Below are 14,473 nucleotides of genomic sequence, written 5' to 3'. Positions count from 1 at the left end.
GCCAAATTTTCGTCGATCATCAGGCCGGATCTAGCCAGTTGCAAGGGCGCGTTGATCGGCCCGCCCCATGGCAATCAGAAACGGGTCAGCTTCCTGCAGCGACTGGAACGACATCTTGTCCGTCATACCGCGCCAATTCCCCAAAGTCAGAGATTGCGCGACGGCACCGCCTAGCGTTGCACCGGGGCCTGTCACAATAAAGAGGTCCGGAGCGAACTCGCGCGCCGCCGTCTGGATGGCATGGGTGAAATCATAGGTCTCGGTCACCTGATGGCCAAGTGTATACTCCCACAGTGCCCCGGTATCTGTCGCTCCTGGCCACCAGATTTTGCCGCGGCCGTCAATCATCGGGCGCTCGGGTTGGCCAAACAGATCAGCGCCCAGTAGCGCCCGACCTTCCGCCGCGACTGGTGCCTGTAGCGCGGTGTGGAAGGCAGCGTGGTTCGCCAGTCGCAAAGGAAACCTATCCTGCACAACGGGATTGGCGGTTTCAAACGCATTTAGTCCTGCCTCATTCCCTGCAAGTACCAGCATCCCGCCCAGATCAATCGAAAGCGCCAGAGTATGGTCTTTCAATGTGTTGATCCGTGCAACCGCGTCTAACAACGCTGATTTGCGTGCAACATCATTCGACCACTCTTCGTCGACGAACGGGTACACCAATTGGCCACCGATCAGTTGCTTTTGCATTAGCGTACCCATCGCATTGACCACACGAAAGCCGTTCTCTGGGGTCAATGCACCAGCGACGGCCAGCGCGATGTACCATCCCATCGAATTGCCGGTGACGGCGACTACCTCAATATCCTTGGCAAGTGCCTGCGCATCCGCCAATGACGCCGCATAGATCAAGGGTGAGGCCACATCGCCACGCGAATATTTTCCAACGCTGAAACGGCCAGCACCATCCAGCGCCGTAACCGTCTCCTGCCCCGCTTCAGCACGGATCTCATCGAAACTGTGAAATTGGCTCATCCGATCCGCATGATATTGATGCAGGTAGCCCAATTCAGGCTTGTTATAAGTACCCCGACCAGGACAGATCACAACAGCAGTGCGGGTCATGATTTTCCTCCGGTCAGCGCCAAAGCAGCGTCAACAATTCCGTCTTTCGAGGGGAGTGGAGCAGCATAGGCCGGTCCGGTCGCTATAAAGCAATCCTCGGCCACAACACGAGCAGTTGGTATTGCGGGGCTGTCTTCCGCGAAGAAAGTCATCAACGCCTCAGACTGGCTGCCGGTGCGGCGGCATTCGTCAACGATCAACACATGCGCGCATGTGTTGGTGGTCTCGCGCAAGGCGTCAGTCGGTAGCGGAGCCAGCCAGCGCATATCAATGATCCGGGTTTTCAGCCCTGCCGCTTCAAGCTCGGGCAAAGCCTGTCTCGAAAGATAGTGCCCATTGCCGTAGGTCACGATCGCCAAATCTGTGCCGTCACCATGTATGCCAACCTCGCCCAGCGCGATCTTTTGATCCGGTGACGGATATGTGGTCATCCACCCTCCATCCTGCGCCCCGTGCAGATCGCGCATGGGATAGAGCGCGATCGGTTCAAGAAACACCACAACCCGTTGCTCCTCTCGCGCCAACCGCACGCACTCGCGCAGCATTTTTGCCGCATCCGTACCAGTAGAGGGGCAGGCGATGATCACCCCCGGTATGTCGCGCAAAACGGCCAGAGAATTGTCGTTGTGAAAATGCCCGCCGAATCCCTTCTGATACCCCAGACCAGCGATCCGCAGGACCATCGGATTAGTGAATTGTCCATTCGAGAAGAACGGCAAAGTTGCCGCCTCACCCCTGATCTGATCCTCGGCATTGTGCAGATAGGCCAGAAACTGGACTTCGGGGATCGGCACGAAGCCGTTATGACCCATGCCGATAGCGAGCCCCAAAATAGATTGCTCGTCCAGAAGTGTATCAATCACTCGATCCGGGCCAAAACGCTGCTGCAGCTTTTGCGTTACGCCATAAACGCCACCTTTGCGTCCTACATCTTCACCCATACACACGATCTCACCATGTGTCAGCATCAGATCAGTCAGCGCCCAGTTGATCAGCCGACTCATTGGCTGGGGCTCATCCATCGCACGCATGTCGCCACCAAAAGTATCAGTCCGCGCTTTGGCACTCGGGCCATTTGTCGGCTTGCAGGGACGCTTGGGCGGGATCAGGCTTGCCATAACCTCGGCCGCATTCGCCAGATGCGGACGTCTGGCGACCTCGGTCGCCACGCGATCGGTTCTTGCGCAAGTGTCGCGGTAGATGCTCAGCGCTTGGTCAGGCGACAACGCACCTGCCTGATCCAGCAGCCGTACGGTGTGCAATAGCGGGTCGTTTGCCTCATCTGCTTCAACTTCAGACTTTGGCAGATAAGTTGTCGGCACATCCGCACCTGCGTGGCCATACAGGCGAACTGTTTTCAAATGCAGGAAAGCTGGTTTTCGACGCCTGCGGACATAGTCGGCAGCCTTTTTTGCGACGGCTTGAGTTTCATAGATATCCAACCCGTTTGCCTGAAAATACCTGATCCCCGGACGGTGCTCCATCGACGCCTGAATCCAGCCTTTGGGCGTTTTGACGGAAATCCCGATTCCATTGTCTTCGCACACGAACAGCAAGGGCAGCGGCGTCGACTGCACGCTTGTCCACCCTGCAGTGTTGATCGCCCCCTGAGCCGTCGAGTGATTGGCCGAAGCATCCCCGAAAGAACACATTGCAATTCCGTCTTCCGGCAACACGCGATGTTCAGGCGTGTTTCGGCGCGCAGCCCCCAGCGCATAAGCCGCACCGACAGCTTTGGGTAAATGGCTGGCGATGGTCGAGGTTTGTGGCGGGATCATCAGTGCTTTTGACCCCAGAACTTTATGCCGTCCGCCCGAGATCGGGTCATCACTTGAGCACGCAAAGCTGAGCAGCATGTCCCATGTGATCTGTTGACCCGGTACCTGTTCCGCCCGCGCGATCTGGAAGGCCGCGTCCCGATAATGGAGGAACGCAATATCGGTCGGGCGCAGGGCATGCGCAACGGCTGCCATCCCCTCATGCCCGGACGAGCCAATCGTATAGAACCCCTGCCCAGCCTTTTGCATCGCTCGGCTGGTCCTGTCCAATGCACGGCTCAGAACCTGTGACCGGAACAGCGAAACCGCATCTGCATCGCTCAACCCGGAGCGCGGCGGCACGCCGTCGGGAAAATCGCGATCTGCAACGCGGGTCAGAAAATTCTCATGTACGATCTGGGCGCGGTCCATGGTTCTCGCTTTTGTTTGGTCTGTATCATCGGCGTTGACCGATCTCGGCGCGGGTTCGCCCAGCCTCTCGATTTTCCCGCGCCCGGGCGCTCGTTTCAAGATCACAATTGGCGATGCGTTCCAGCTTTCATCGCTCTGGTGGCTGGAAAAAACCAGTGCTATTGCATTCAGAAGGTATGAGGATAAGTCATATGATTACGCCCAGGCGGTTTCTTCCCTCCATCTCATCTCTGCTCGCGCTCGAGGCTGTTGACAGGTTGGGCAGCGCTTCGGCTGCGGCTGCTGAACTGTCCCTGACCCAAAGCGCAATCAGTCGCCAACTGAAGACAATGGAAGACCAGTTGGGCGTACAACTGATCGAGCGCAGCCAAATGCGTCTGCACCTCACGCCCGCCGCCAAAGTTTATGTCCAAACCGCAAGGTCTGCAGTGCAGGAACTGGCGCGTGCGGCATTGAAGCTCAAAGCCAACCCGGCTGGCGGGTCGCTTGACCTGTCGATCCTTCCCGCGTTCGGGATGCACTGGCTTGCACCGCGCCTGCAGGATTTTGCCCGCCGCCATCCTGAGGTCACAGTCAATCTGGGTACCCGCCTCAGGCCATTTGATTTTGCCTCTGAACCGTTTGATGCAGCGATCCATTTTGGTCAGCAGGATTGGACGGGTGTTCAGTATCTGCCGATCATGAGGGAAGAGGTCCTGCCCGTTTGTGCCCCTGCACTTACCAACGTCAATTTCGACACCTTGGATACCCTCTGCGCCGCGCCGCTGTTGCACCTGGATTCCCGACCAGACGCCTGGGAGCGCTGGTTCGAGATGCAGGGCCAATCAGTCACCGGTCTGCGAGGTATGATGTTCGATCAGTTCTCGACCATGATCCAAGCCACGATCCACGGATTAGGCGTAGCTTTGGTGCCTTCATATCTGGTTCAGGATGATCTGCGCTCAGGGAGACTTGTTAAGGCGTGGGACGGTCCGTATGTGAGTCTTGGCAGCTATTATCTCGTATGGCCGAATGACCGGTCTACCCCCGAGCCGCTGCGATCTTTCCAAGGCTGGATCAGTGAACAATTGGAGCCTGATACCAGCCTTTAGAACTCCCTTAGAATTTGCCGTTGTCATTCTTCCATTCGCTGCGCGGTGCAATCGTCTCAACCGTATCCCAATGTTCAGTGATCTTGCCAACAGATACGCGGAACAGATCATAGAAAGAGCTATGCTTGCCTGCTCGCTCGCCCTCACAAACGGTCAAAACAAAATCGCCTTCCGCCAGAACCCGGTGAAGATGCTGATAGTTTATGGCCTCTATGTCGGACAATGCGGCGCGCAACGCTGTTAACTCGTCTGAGAAACCCGGGCTGTGTTCCACAAAGGCAGTTGTGTTAACAAAAGCTCCTATCTGATCTGGGTCTCCTGCGATCAGGGCATTTTCGACGAAAGAACGGACAAGCGTCCGGTTCTTTTCTGTATTCTCGATGTCCCGGCTTTCTGTGGGGCCATCCACCATACTTCGCCCCGAGTCATTTGGACCCAGTCGTTTCTGAATATTATCCCAATGCTCGACCGCTTGCCCGTCTTCAAAGCGGAATACTTCAAATCCAATGTTTCGGCGCGAGAAATCATATTCGGTATGCGCAAAGACAAAGTCTCCATCTTCAAACGCGCGCACAATGTTCACGCATGGAGAGGTATCAGACAGCCGCTTGAACAACGCCGCCAGGCCCTCACTGCCTTCATGAGTTTGTGGATTGTGCTGGATATACCGCGCTTCGTTCACCACTGAAATCGGGCCCGGATCGCCCGTCTCAATACTCTTGAGCAGGGCGCATATGCGATCTTTGTTAGACGCAACCATATCGAGGTTCCTTTCGGACAGAATATCCCTCAATCACAATGGCAGGCAGAATTCAGTGCTTCAATGGCAATCAGTGCCGCAAACCTACGCGGCCTCCGGCCTTGCGTCCTGCGGACGGCAGGGGCCAGGCAGGCGCGGGCTGCGCCCGCGCCTGCCTGGCCCAACGGGAGGAGACGTTCTGCAAGGAATGTCGACGACGGGCGGGAGTGTCTCGCCTTAGGTGTCCAGCGAACGGGCGATAAGCTCTTTCATCACCTCATTGGTGCCACCGTAGATCATTTGCACCCGCGCATCCGCGTAGAGCCGCGCAATCGGGTACTCCATCATGAAGCCATAGCCGCCGAACAGTTGCAGGCATTCATGCATGATTTCGTTCTGCACCTCTGAACCCCAGTATTTCACCATCGATGCTGTCGCTGCGTCCAGCTCACCGGCCTCTAGTTTGCCGATGCAGTCATTGACAAAACTGCGCAGGACTTCGGCCTTGGTCTTACACTCGGCCAGCTTGAAACGGGTATTCTGGAAATCCATCACCCGCTGGCCAAAGGCTTTGCGTTCCTGCACATATTTCACTGTCTCAGATATTGCGAAGTCGATCGCGCCCAGCGCCATGATCCCGATGGTCAGCCTTTCCCACGGCAGCTGTTTCATCAGCTGATAGAACCCTTGCCCCTCCTCTGGGCCCAGCAGGTTAGTCATTGGAACTTTGACATCCTCAAAGAACAATTCTGCCGTGTCGTTGCCCTTCATCCCAAGCTTTTCGAGGTTCCGTCCCCGGCGGAATCCCTCGGTTCCTTCGGTTTCGACGGCAATCAGCGAGACACCCTTTGCCCCAAGGGATTTGTCGGTCTTCGCCGCCACGATGACCAGATCAGCCGATTGCCCGTTGGTGATAAATATCTTGGAGCCTTTAAGCCGATACGAATTGCCATCCTTCTCAGCCGTAGTCTTCACTGCCTGCACATCCGATCCGGTACCCGGCTCGGTCATGGCAAGCGCTCCGATCATCTCGCCCGAGGCAAGCTTTGGCAGCCATTTGTGTTTCTGATCCTCACTGCCATAGGTCGTGATGTAATGAGTCACGATGGACTGAATGCCATATCCCCATCCAGCATCACCGCGTGCGGTCTGTTCGTACAGGGTGACAGAATCGAAGCCCATTCCACCACCAACACCGCCATATTCCTCGGCAATCGAACCGGCCATCAGACCCGTCTGACCCGCCTGCAGCCAAAAGTCCCGATCGACCACGCCGTCTTCGGCCCATTTCTCTGTGTTGGGAACCAAAGCATCGTCCATGAAACGGCCGGCCATCTCGGCAAACATCCGGTGTTCGTCAGTAACCCAGGCTGCGGTGCTGGTAAAAAGCGACATCAATAAGCTCTCCAGATCAGGTGTTTGACCTAAGGCTATCTGCGTGTGCGATTCCTTCCAATCCATGTGACGTGGCGTCGAAAAGCGTTGCTACGCAACGTCTTTGGTCCAGTTTCCGGCCCTGTTCACTTCTGCGTTCCCACATCTGACAGCCCACGCAATTGTCATCCATATTGAAGACAATCCGCGAAAGTCTCAGGAGACCGCAAAAATGCCCCGCGCCTTTTCTGAACTGACCTTCACGCCCGCAGTGCGCACCCATCAAGAGCGGATGGGATCAACCAAAACCTACTCAAAATTCCTCGAATCCGGGCCACGGCAAGGCCATCAAATCGGACCGGTAGAAGAGGCGTTCATTCACGCACGCGACGGATTTTATCAAGCCACCGTATCAGAAACAGGGTGGCCGTATGTTCAGTTTCGCGGTGGACCGGTCGGGTTCCCGAAAGTGCTGGACCCGCAAACTATCGGTTACGCTGACCTGTCGGGAAACAAGCAGTACATCTCGCGCGGAAATCTTGATGGAAATGACCGCGTAGCGTTGATTCTGATGGATTACGCGAACCAGCGTCGCCTCAAGATCCTAGGGCGGATGACATTTTCCGAGGGTGTTGAGGCCGCAACCAATCTCTATGTCGACGGCTCGGAGACCGAGGCAGAGCGTGCTGCCATCATCAAAGTTGAGGCGCTCGATTGGAACTGCCCGCGCCATATCACGCCCCGCTTCACCGAGGCCGAGCTACGGCCCCACCTAAACACTCTGGGCAAGCAACTGGCTGATTTACAGACAGAAAATCAGCGGCTGCAACGCGAGTTGGCCGAGCTCAAGGCTTCCGGCGCGTAGATCAACTTCAATCCAGGTGCGACGGTGACGCGCAGTTGAGAACAGTGTCTTTACCTTCCAGTGACTGGAGACTCTATATCGAGACCAAAGTACATTACCAGGACGCCACGAATGGCCGAGTTACTGCATACACAGATCAGGATTCCGGGCATGGGATGCGCCTCGTGCGTTGGCCGGGTCGAGGGCGCATTGCGTGCGACACCCGGGGTGTGCTCCGCCGAAGTCAACTTCGCGACCAAGACGGCCGATATCACCCATGAGGCCTCATTCGACGAGATTCTAGACGCGCTCAACACGGCGGGCTATCCCGCGGCGACAAGACAGATACGTCTGGACATCGATTGCATGACCTGCGCCTCGTGCGTGAAGCGGATTGAGCGTATTTTGCAGTCAAGCCTGGGTGTGTCAGATGTGGCAGTCAATCTTGCCACGAAAAGCGCCACAGTGACCTATGCCGAGGGTGTAACCGAAACGGCATTACTTGCGAAAACTTTGACCAAAGCGGGGTATCCGGCGCGCCCGGAGGTCGAGGACGGATCCAATCATAATTGCAAAATAGATGAGTTTGCGGGACTGCGGCGCGCGACGGTGTTTGCGGCCATGTTGGCCTTGCCGGTTTTTGTTTTGGAAATGGGCGGGCATATGATCCCTGCATTTCACCATTGGGTTCATTCTACTATCGGCCTTCAAACAAGCTATTTGATCCAGTTGGCCCTAGCTTCAGCGTTGCTTGTCGGTCCTGGCCGGGTGTTCTACACCAAAGGTATCCCATCACTGCTGAGGGGCGCCCCCGATATGAACGCGCTGGTCGCTTTGGGGACAGGCACGGCATATCTGTACTCGGTCCTCGCGACATTTGCACCGCAGGTTCTGCCGCAAGGTACCGCCAATGTCTATTTCGAGGCTGCGGCAGTCATCGTTGTACTGATCCTGCTGGGCCGTCTGATGGAGGCTCGCGCAAAAGGGCGAACAGGTGCAGCAATTCGCAAACTGGCCGGACTCCAACCCAAAACTGCACGGGTCGAGAGGGATGGAACAACCCAAGACCAGCCTATCGCTGAGATCATCGTGGGTGACATCATTCAGATCCGCCCGGGTGAGCGCGTTCCTGTGGACGGCAACGTTTTGGACGGAACCTCGTAGGTAGATGAGAGCATGATTACCGGTGAGCCCATACCCATCGGCAAAGCCAAGAACGATCCGGTGGTCGGAGGAACGGTGAATGGAACAGGTGCCCTTCGCATTCGGGCCACGCATGTAGGTTCGGATACCGTGCTGGCGCAGGTTGTCAGACTCGTCGAACAGGCACAGGGGGCAAAGCTACCCATTCAAACGCTGGTGGATCGAATCACCTACTATTTTGTACCTGCGGTGATAGGTGTGGCCTTATTGACGGTTGTTGCGTGGCTGATTTTTGGGCCCGCCCCGGCTTTACCGCTGGCACTGGTGGCCGGGGTTTCGGTGCTGATCATCGCCTGCCCTTGTGCGATGGGTCTGGCTACGCCGACCTCGATCATGGTGGGTACCGGGCATGCAGCTGAATTGGGCGTGCTGTTCCGCAAGGGCGATGCATTACAGCAGTTACAACAAGCCAAAGTCATCGCCCTGGATAAAACTGGCACGCTGACTCTGGGTCGGCCCGAACTGGAAGAGATTGCGACAACAAACGGCTTTGACTGCGCCGAAGTCCTGCGCCTGGCCGCGGTGGCTGAGGCGCGATCGGAACACCCTATCGCTACCGCAATAACTCGCGCAGGTCCTGACATTTTGCCTGACGTGAAGGAATTCAACTCCCTGACAGGGTTGGGCTTGCGTGCGCAGGTCGAGGGGCATTCTGTATTGATTGGGTCTGACCGCCTTATGGTACAGACCGGCATCGACCTTGGTAGCCTGCGGCCTGATGCGCAGATACGTGCAGCCCAAGGGGCTACACCGATCTATGTAGCGATTGACGGACAAGCCGCTGCTGCGCTGACAGTTTCAGACCCACTCAAACCGGGCACGCCCGAGGCACTGGCCCGACTGCATGAGATGGGTGTGACCCTCGCCATGGTCACCGGCGATAACGCGCAAACCGCACAGGCGCTGGCCGATAAGCTGGGCATTGACCACGTCACCGCCGAGGTACTGCCGGAGGGGAAGGTTGACGCAATCGAAAAGTTGCGAACCAGGTTTGGAACGCTCGCCTTTGTTGGTGATGGCATCAACGACGCGCCTGCTCTGGCAAGGGCTGATATAGGTGTGGCAATCGGAACCGGCACTGACGTGGCAATCGAAACCGCGGATGTCGTGCTGATGTCGGGCGATCTGCGCGGTGTCGCAAACGCGGTCGAAATCAGCCAGCGCACGATGCGCAATATTCGCCAGAATCTCGGTTGGGCTTTCGGATACAACACGCTGCTGATCCCGGTCGCAGCCGGAGCACTATATCCGTTAGGCGGTTATCTACTGTCCCCCGCACTGGCCGCCGCGGCCATGGCCTTGTCCAGCGTCTTTGTCGTATCCAATGCTCTGCGGCTGCGGCGCATCCGGACCAGCGTGCCGGCGGCCAGTGACAATTCACTTCGACGGGAGGCGGTAGCATGAACATCGGAGAGGTCTCGACCCATACGGGCCTGCCCGTCAAAACCATCCGTTACTATGAAGACATCAACCTGATCAAACCGCTGCGCGACAACAATGGGTATCGTCGGTTCCGCGATCAGGACATTCACAAACTGAATTTCCTGGGTCGCGCCCGAACGCTCGGGTTCACCATCGAAGACTGCCGCACATTGCTGGCCCTTTACGAGGATGAGACCCGGGCCAGCTCTGACGTAAAACGCGTTGCGCGGGATCATCTGGCGCAGATTGACGCCAAAATTGCTGATCTCAAAGGTATGCGCCAAACGCTTAGCCATCTCGTCGATGCGTGTGCCGGGGACGACCGTCCTGATTGCCCGATTCTGAAAGACTTGGGCGGCAAACTGTGACGCAGGGTTGCCCTTTAGCCCAACCTTTGATTTGTCTCTGCTGAACATCTCGCCCTGTAGTGCCGTCGAGGCCTGGGACGGATTACAAAGAGGATCATCACATGGCAAAAATCGCTTTCCTTGGTCTGGGCGTCATGGGCTACCCGATGGCCGGGCACCTTCAGGCCGCCGGTCACGACGTCACAGTCTATAACCGCACCGCATCCAAAGCAGAGGCCTGGGTTGCCCAGCATGGCGGAACCATGGCGCTCACCCCGCGTGAAGCCGCAGCAGGGGCAGAATTCGTGATGGCCTGTGTCGGCAACGACGACGATCTCCGCATGGTGTGCACAAGTGAGGATGGGGCCTTTCACGGAATGGCCAAAGGTTCGATCTTTGTGGACCACACTACGGTATCCGCCAAAGTGACGCGCGAGTTGTACGAAGCTGGCAAAGCTGATGGGATCGCTTTTGTGGATGCCCCGATCTCGGGCGGTCAGGCCGGGGCCGAGAATGGTGTATTGTCGATCATGTGTGGTGGCGATCAGGAGGCCTATGACGCAGCTGAACCGGTGATGCAGGTCTATTCCAAGATCTGCCGCCGCATTGGCGACAACGGTGCAGGCCAGATGACGAAGATGTGCAATCAGATCGCCATTGCTGGGCTGGTGCAAGGCCTCAGCGAAGCGCTGCATTTTGCTGAGAAGGCCGGTCTGGATGGCCGTGCTGTCGTCGAGGTAATCAGCCAGGGCGCTGCGGGCAGTTGGCAAATGGCAAACCGGTACGAGACCATGTTGGATGACCACTTCGAACATGGCTTCGCCGTGGATTGGATGCGCAAGGATTTGGGGATCTGCCTGAATACAGCAAATGAGACCGGCGCATCGCTGCCCGTTACCGCGCTAGTCGATCAATTCTACAAGGATGTGCAGAAACTGGGCGGCGGCCGGTGGGATACGTCCTCGCTGTTCAAACGCCTGCGTGCTTTGAGTTGACGGCAGGGGGGCTGTCTGCCCCCCATCGCACCGGGGCGCGATCCCCCCGAGAGTATTTTTGGCCAGATGAAGGGGATCAAGTTGGGAATGGCATGGGGTAATGCATGGGCGATCTGAATGCATATTGGGCTGGAAAGCTGCGTCAGAACTGGGGGCTGGAAGCCCGTCTAACGCGGTTGGATGGGGAATATGACCTCAACTTTCTAGTCGAGGCCACGAATGGGCAGGACTATGTGCTCAAAGTAATGCGGGCCGGATGTGACGCCGATCTGGTGGATTTGCAGATCAAAACACTAAAGCATCTCGATGCCGAGGCTCCGGGCTTGCCGTTTCCTGACGTTGTTTCTGATTTGAACGGAACCATGTTGCCTGAAATTGCTGACGCGGACGGGCAACCGCGGCTGGTCTGGATGCTTGAACGAATGCCGGGGCAGTGCTTTGCCCGCAGTGTGCCAAAAAACGAGGACCTGATCCTCAAGCTGGGGCGTGTTCTAGGCGCAACGGACCGGGCGTTGGAGGCGTTCAAGCACAAGGGCTTAAGTCGTGCAGATTTCAAATGGGACCTGACCCAAGCGGGTTGGATTGTTGATCGACTGGAGGCAATTTCTGATCCTGCAAGGCGCGCACGTCTGCAAAAGATAGCTTTGGAATTTGATGCCATCGGTGATCAGCTGAACGGCTTACCTAAACAGGCGATCCACAATGATGCCAATGACTACAATATCCTTGTTGAAGGTGAGTTGAGCGAACGTCGAAGCGTCTCGGGCCTGATCGACCTTGGTGATATGTGCGCGGCACCGCGTGTATGCGAGTTGGCCATTGCTGGGGCTTATGTTGTTCTGGACCACCCGAAACCCGAACGCGCATTGGCCGCGTTGGTGCGTGGCTATCACGCCGCCAACCGTTTGCGACCTGATGAAATCGATCTGATCTGGCCCCTTCTGCAGATGCGGCTGGCAGTGTCGGTGGTGAACTCGACTCTGATGGCGGCCGAGAACCCGGACGACCCTTATGTGACAATCAGCCAGGCTCCGGCGTGGCGATTCCTGGAGGACGCGAAGATCAATGGCGCGCTCATGCCAGCCCGCCTGCGCGCCGCTTGTGGCCTGCCGGTAGTTGACGGTGCCGAGCGCGTCCACACCTACCTGTCCAGCCATCGCGGGCATTTCGCACAGATGTTCGGGCAGGATTTAAGCGATGTGCCGATGGGCTCGTTGTCCGTGGAAAATTCGACATGGCCACAAAATCCATTCCACATGCCGCTTGCTGAGGCGGCTCGAGTCGGAGAGGAATTCGGAGAGGGCCTCTGGCTTGGCTATTACAATGAACCCCGCCTGATCTATGCGGAGCCAGGGTTCCGCAAGGGTCCGTGGAAAGCGTCGGATCGGCGCACCGTGCATCTGGCGTTGGATGTGTTTGCACCAGCCGGAACAGTGCTTCATGCGCCGCTGAGTGGTCGGGTCGAGGTGGTTGAGAACCGGGACGCTCATCTCGATTACGGTGGGGTGGTGATCCTGCACCACGAAACACCCGAGGGGGACGCGTTCTATACGCTATACGGCCATCTGGACCCCGAAGTAAGCGAGCGTTTGAAACCCGGTGATCCGGTGGCTCAGGGTGCGGCTTTTGCCCGGCTGGGCAATGCCAGCCAGAATGGTGGCTGGGCCCCGCATGTGCATTTCCAACTGGCACTGACGACCGACGGGATGCAGGCCGACTGGCCCGGAGTTGCCGACCCGGATGAGATGGAACTGTGGAACGCGGTGTGCCCCAACCCGGCGGCTTTGTTGAACCTGTCGGATGAGAAGGTTTTCTATCGCCCAACCGACAAGCAAGCTATTCTGCAAGACCGACGCGATCACTTTGGCGGCAACCTCAGCCTAACATATGACGATCCGGTCATGCTGGTGCGCGGTTGGAAGCATCACCTGTTCGATGAGTGGGGGCGGCCTTATCTGGACGCATACAATAACGTGCCCCATGTGGGCCATGCACATCCGCGCATTCAAGCGGTCGCGGCGGATCAACTGAAGAGGATGAACTCCAACACCCGCTATCTGCATCCTGCGCAGACCGCATTTGCTGACAAGATTTTGTCGAAACTGCCAGATCACCTTGAGGTCTGTTTCTTTGTCAACTCGGGGACCGAAGCCAACGAACTGGCCTTGCGGCTGGCGCGCGCGCATACCGGGGCGAAGGGTATCGTGACGCCGGATCACGGCTATCACGGAAACACAAACGCAGCGGTGGCGATCTCAGCTTACAAGTTCAACAAACCCCGAGGGGTTGGGCAAGCCGATTGGGTGGAACTGGTTGAGGTCGCAAATGACTATCGCGGTTCGTTCCGCCGTGACGATCCCGACCGTGCCCGGAGGTTTGCGGATCTGGTTGATCCGGCGATTGAGGCATTACAGGCGAAAGGCCACGGCCTTGCGGGCTTTATCGCAGAAACCTTCCCTTCGGTCGGCGGGCAGATCATCCCGCCAAAGGGCTATTTGCCTGCTGTCTACGAGAAAATCCGCGCTGCCGGCGGGGTCTGTATCGCAGATGAGGTTCAGACTGGTCTTGGGCGATTGGGTGAACATTACTTCGGCTTTGAACATCAGGGCGCGCTGCCTGACATCGTGGTCATGGGAAAACCCATCGGCAACGGCCACCCCCTGGGCGTGTTGGTCACCACCAAAGAGATCGCCCAAAGCTTCGACAACGGGATCGAGTTCTTTTCTACTTTTGGCGGCTCAACCCTGTCCTGCAGGATCGGGAAAGAGGTGCTGGACATTGTCGACGACGAAGGATTGCAAGAAAATGCCCGCGTCATGGGGGCTCGCCTGATGGACGGCCTCAGGCAAATTGAAGCAGACTTTGCCTGCGTTGGCGATGTGCGCGGTATGGGCCTTTTTCTGGGCGTAGAACTGATCAACCCGGATGGCTCGGAAAGTGACGAGATCTGTAGCTACGTTAAAAATCGGATGCGCGATCACCGCATCCTGATTGGCAGCGAGGGGCCGGAGGACAACATCCTGAAAATCCGGCCGCCGCTGACCATCGAAGCGGAAGATGTGGACATGATCCTCTGGGCGTTGCGGGAAGTTCTTGCGGAGGTTGGGGACTATTGCCCCGCCCTCGAATGCGATCACGACCACCACCATGCAGGCTGTGGCTGCTGCTGAGTAAAACAAAACCCCGGCAAAATGGCCGGGGTTT

General features: G+C 57.2%; 9 protein-coding genes and 1 pseudogene. 6 read left to right on the top strand and 4 right to left on the bottom strand.

The window, feature by feature from the left end:
* Positions 1-30: 30 nt before the first annotated feature.
* Together G7G_RS0110020 and G7G_RS0110015 are read right to left on the bottom strand one after the other, a co-directional pair.
* Positions 31-1,065, bottom strand: a complete 1,035-nt coding sequence (locus G7G_RS0110020) for an acyl carrier protein (protein ID WP_010441033.1) — start codon at positions 1,063-1,065, stop codon at positions 31-33.
* Positions 1,062-3,254, bottom strand: coding sequence for a dehydrogenase E1 component subunit alpha/beta (locus tag G7G_RS0110015; protein ID WP_029621896.1), 2,193 nt, complete (start codon positions 3,252-3,254; stop codon positions 1,062-1,064). The genes G7G_RS0110020 and G7G_RS0110015 overlap by 4 nt, the downstream gene beginning before the upstream one ends.
* A gap of 191 nt (positions 3,255-3,445) precedes the next feature.
* On the opposite strand from G7G_RS0110015, the gene G7G_RS0110010 reads away from it, so the two are divergent.
* Positions 3,446-4,345: a LysR substrate-binding domain-containing protein gene (locus tag G7G_RS0110010; RefSeq protein WP_010441030.1), complete on the top strand. Its 900-nt coding sequence runs from the start codon at positions 3,446-3,448 to the stop codon at positions 4,343-4,345.
* Positions 4,346-4,352: 7 nt separating this feature from the next.
* Here G7G_RS0110010 and G7G_RS0110005 read toward each other — a convergent pair whose 3' ends face one another.
* Together G7G_RS0110005 and G7G_RS0110000 are read right to left on the bottom strand one after the other, a co-directional pair.
* Complete coding sequence (locus G7G_RS0110005) at positions 4,353-5,105, bottom strand: nuclear transport factor 2 family protein (RefSeq protein ID WP_010441028.1); 753 nt, start codon at positions 5,103-5,105, stop codon at positions 4,353-4,355.
* 216 nt (positions 5,106-5,321) lie between these two features.
* On the bottom strand, positions 5,322-6,479 hold the full coding sequence (locus G7G_RS0110000; protein ID WP_010441027.1) for an acyl-CoA dehydrogenase family protein: 1,158 nt from the start codon (positions 6,477-6,479) through the stop codon (positions 5,322-5,324).
* A 211-nt stretch (positions 6,480-6,690) separates the two neighbouring features.
* Between G7G_RS0110000 and G7G_RS0109995 the strand changes: the two genes are divergently transcribed.
* The 5 genes and pseudogenes from G7G_RS0109995 to G7G_RS0109975 all read left to right on the top strand — a co-directional run bounded on the left by G7G_RS0109995 (position 6,691) and on the right by G7G_RS0109975 (position 14,439).
* Positions 6,691-7,323, top strand: coding sequence for a pyridoxamine 5'-phosphate oxidase family protein (locus G7G_RS0109995; protein ID WP_010441026.1), 633 nt, complete (start codon positions 6,691-6,693; stop codon positions 7,321-7,323).
* A 111-nt stretch (positions 7,324-7,434) separates the two neighbouring features.
* Positions 7,435-9,909: pseudogene (locus tag G7G_RS22900) on the top strand (heavy metal translocating P-type ATPase).
* Positions 9,906-10,295, top strand: a complete 390-nt coding sequence (gene cueR, locus G7G_RS0109985) for a Cu(I)-responsive transcriptional regulator (RefSeq protein ID WP_010441024.1) — start codon at positions 9,906-9,908, stop codon at positions 10,293-10,295. The pseudogene G7G_RS22900 and the gene cueR overlap by 4 nt, the downstream one beginning before the upstream one ends.
* Before the next feature lie 101 nt (positions 10,296-10,396).
* Entirely contained in the window at positions 10,397-11,269 is an 873-nt protein-coding gene (locus G7G_RS0109980; protein ID WP_010441022.1) for an NAD(P)-dependent oxidoreductase, read from the top strand.
* A gap of 104 nt (positions 11,270-11,373) precedes the next feature.
* Positions 11,374-14,439 (top strand): aminotransferase class III-fold pyridoxal phosphate-dependent enzyme, encoded by a 3,066-nt coding sequence (locus G7G_RS0109975; protein WP_010441020.1) that lies wholly within the window; start codon positions 11,374-11,376, stop codon positions 14,437-14,439.
* Positions 14,440-14,473 lie beyond the last annotated feature (34 nt).

It is taken from the genome of Ruegeria conchae (assembly GCF_000192475.1).
GTDB lineage: Bacteria > Pseudomonadota > Alphaproteobacteria > Rhodobacterales > Rhodobacteraceae > Ruegeria > Ruegeria conchae.
Note: the sequence above shows the minus strand (reverse complement) of the source record. Positions and strands in the feature narration are given on the sequence as shown.

What these genes read in the sequence shown, in the direction of transcription:
- G7G_RS0109980 (WP_010441022.1), top strand. Translation starts at nt 10,397, where the DNA reads ATGGCAAAAATCGCTTTCCTTGGTCTGGGCGTCATGGGCTACCCGATG.
- G7G_RS0109995 (WP_010441026.1), top strand. Translation starts at nt 6,691, where the DNA reads ATGCCCCGCGCCTTTTCTGAACTGACCTTCACGCCCGCAGTGCGCACC.
- cueR (WP_010441024.1), top strand. Translation starts at nt 9,906, where the DNA reads ATGAACATCGGAGAGGTCTCGACCCATACGGGCCTGCCCGTCAAAACC.
- G7G_RS0110010 (WP_010441030.1), top strand. Translation starts at nt 3,446, where the DNA reads ATGATTACGCCCAGGCGGTTTCTTCCCTCCATCTCATCTCTGCTCGCG.
- G7G_RS0110015 (WP_029621896.1), bottom strand. Translation starts at nt 3,254, where the DNA reads ATGGACCGCGCCCAGATCGTACATGAGAATTTTCTGACCCGCGTTGCA.
- G7G_RS0110005 (WP_010441028.1), bottom strand. Translation starts at nt 5,105, where the DNA reads ATGGTTGCGTCTAACAAAGATCGCATATGCGCCCTGCTCAAGAGTATT.
- G7G_RS0110000 (WP_010441027.1), bottom strand. Translation starts at nt 6,479, where the DNA reads ATGTCGCTTTTTACCAGCACCGCAGCCTGGGTTACTGACGAACACCGG.
- G7G_RS0110020 (WP_010441033.1), bottom strand. Translation starts at nt 1,065, where the DNA reads ATGACCCGCACTGCTGTTGTGATCTGTCCTGGTCGGGGTACTTATAAC.
- G7G_RS0109975 (WP_010441020.1), top strand. Translation starts at nt 11,374, where the DNA reads ATGGGCGATCTGAATGCATATTGGGCTGGAAAGCTGCGTCAGAACTGG.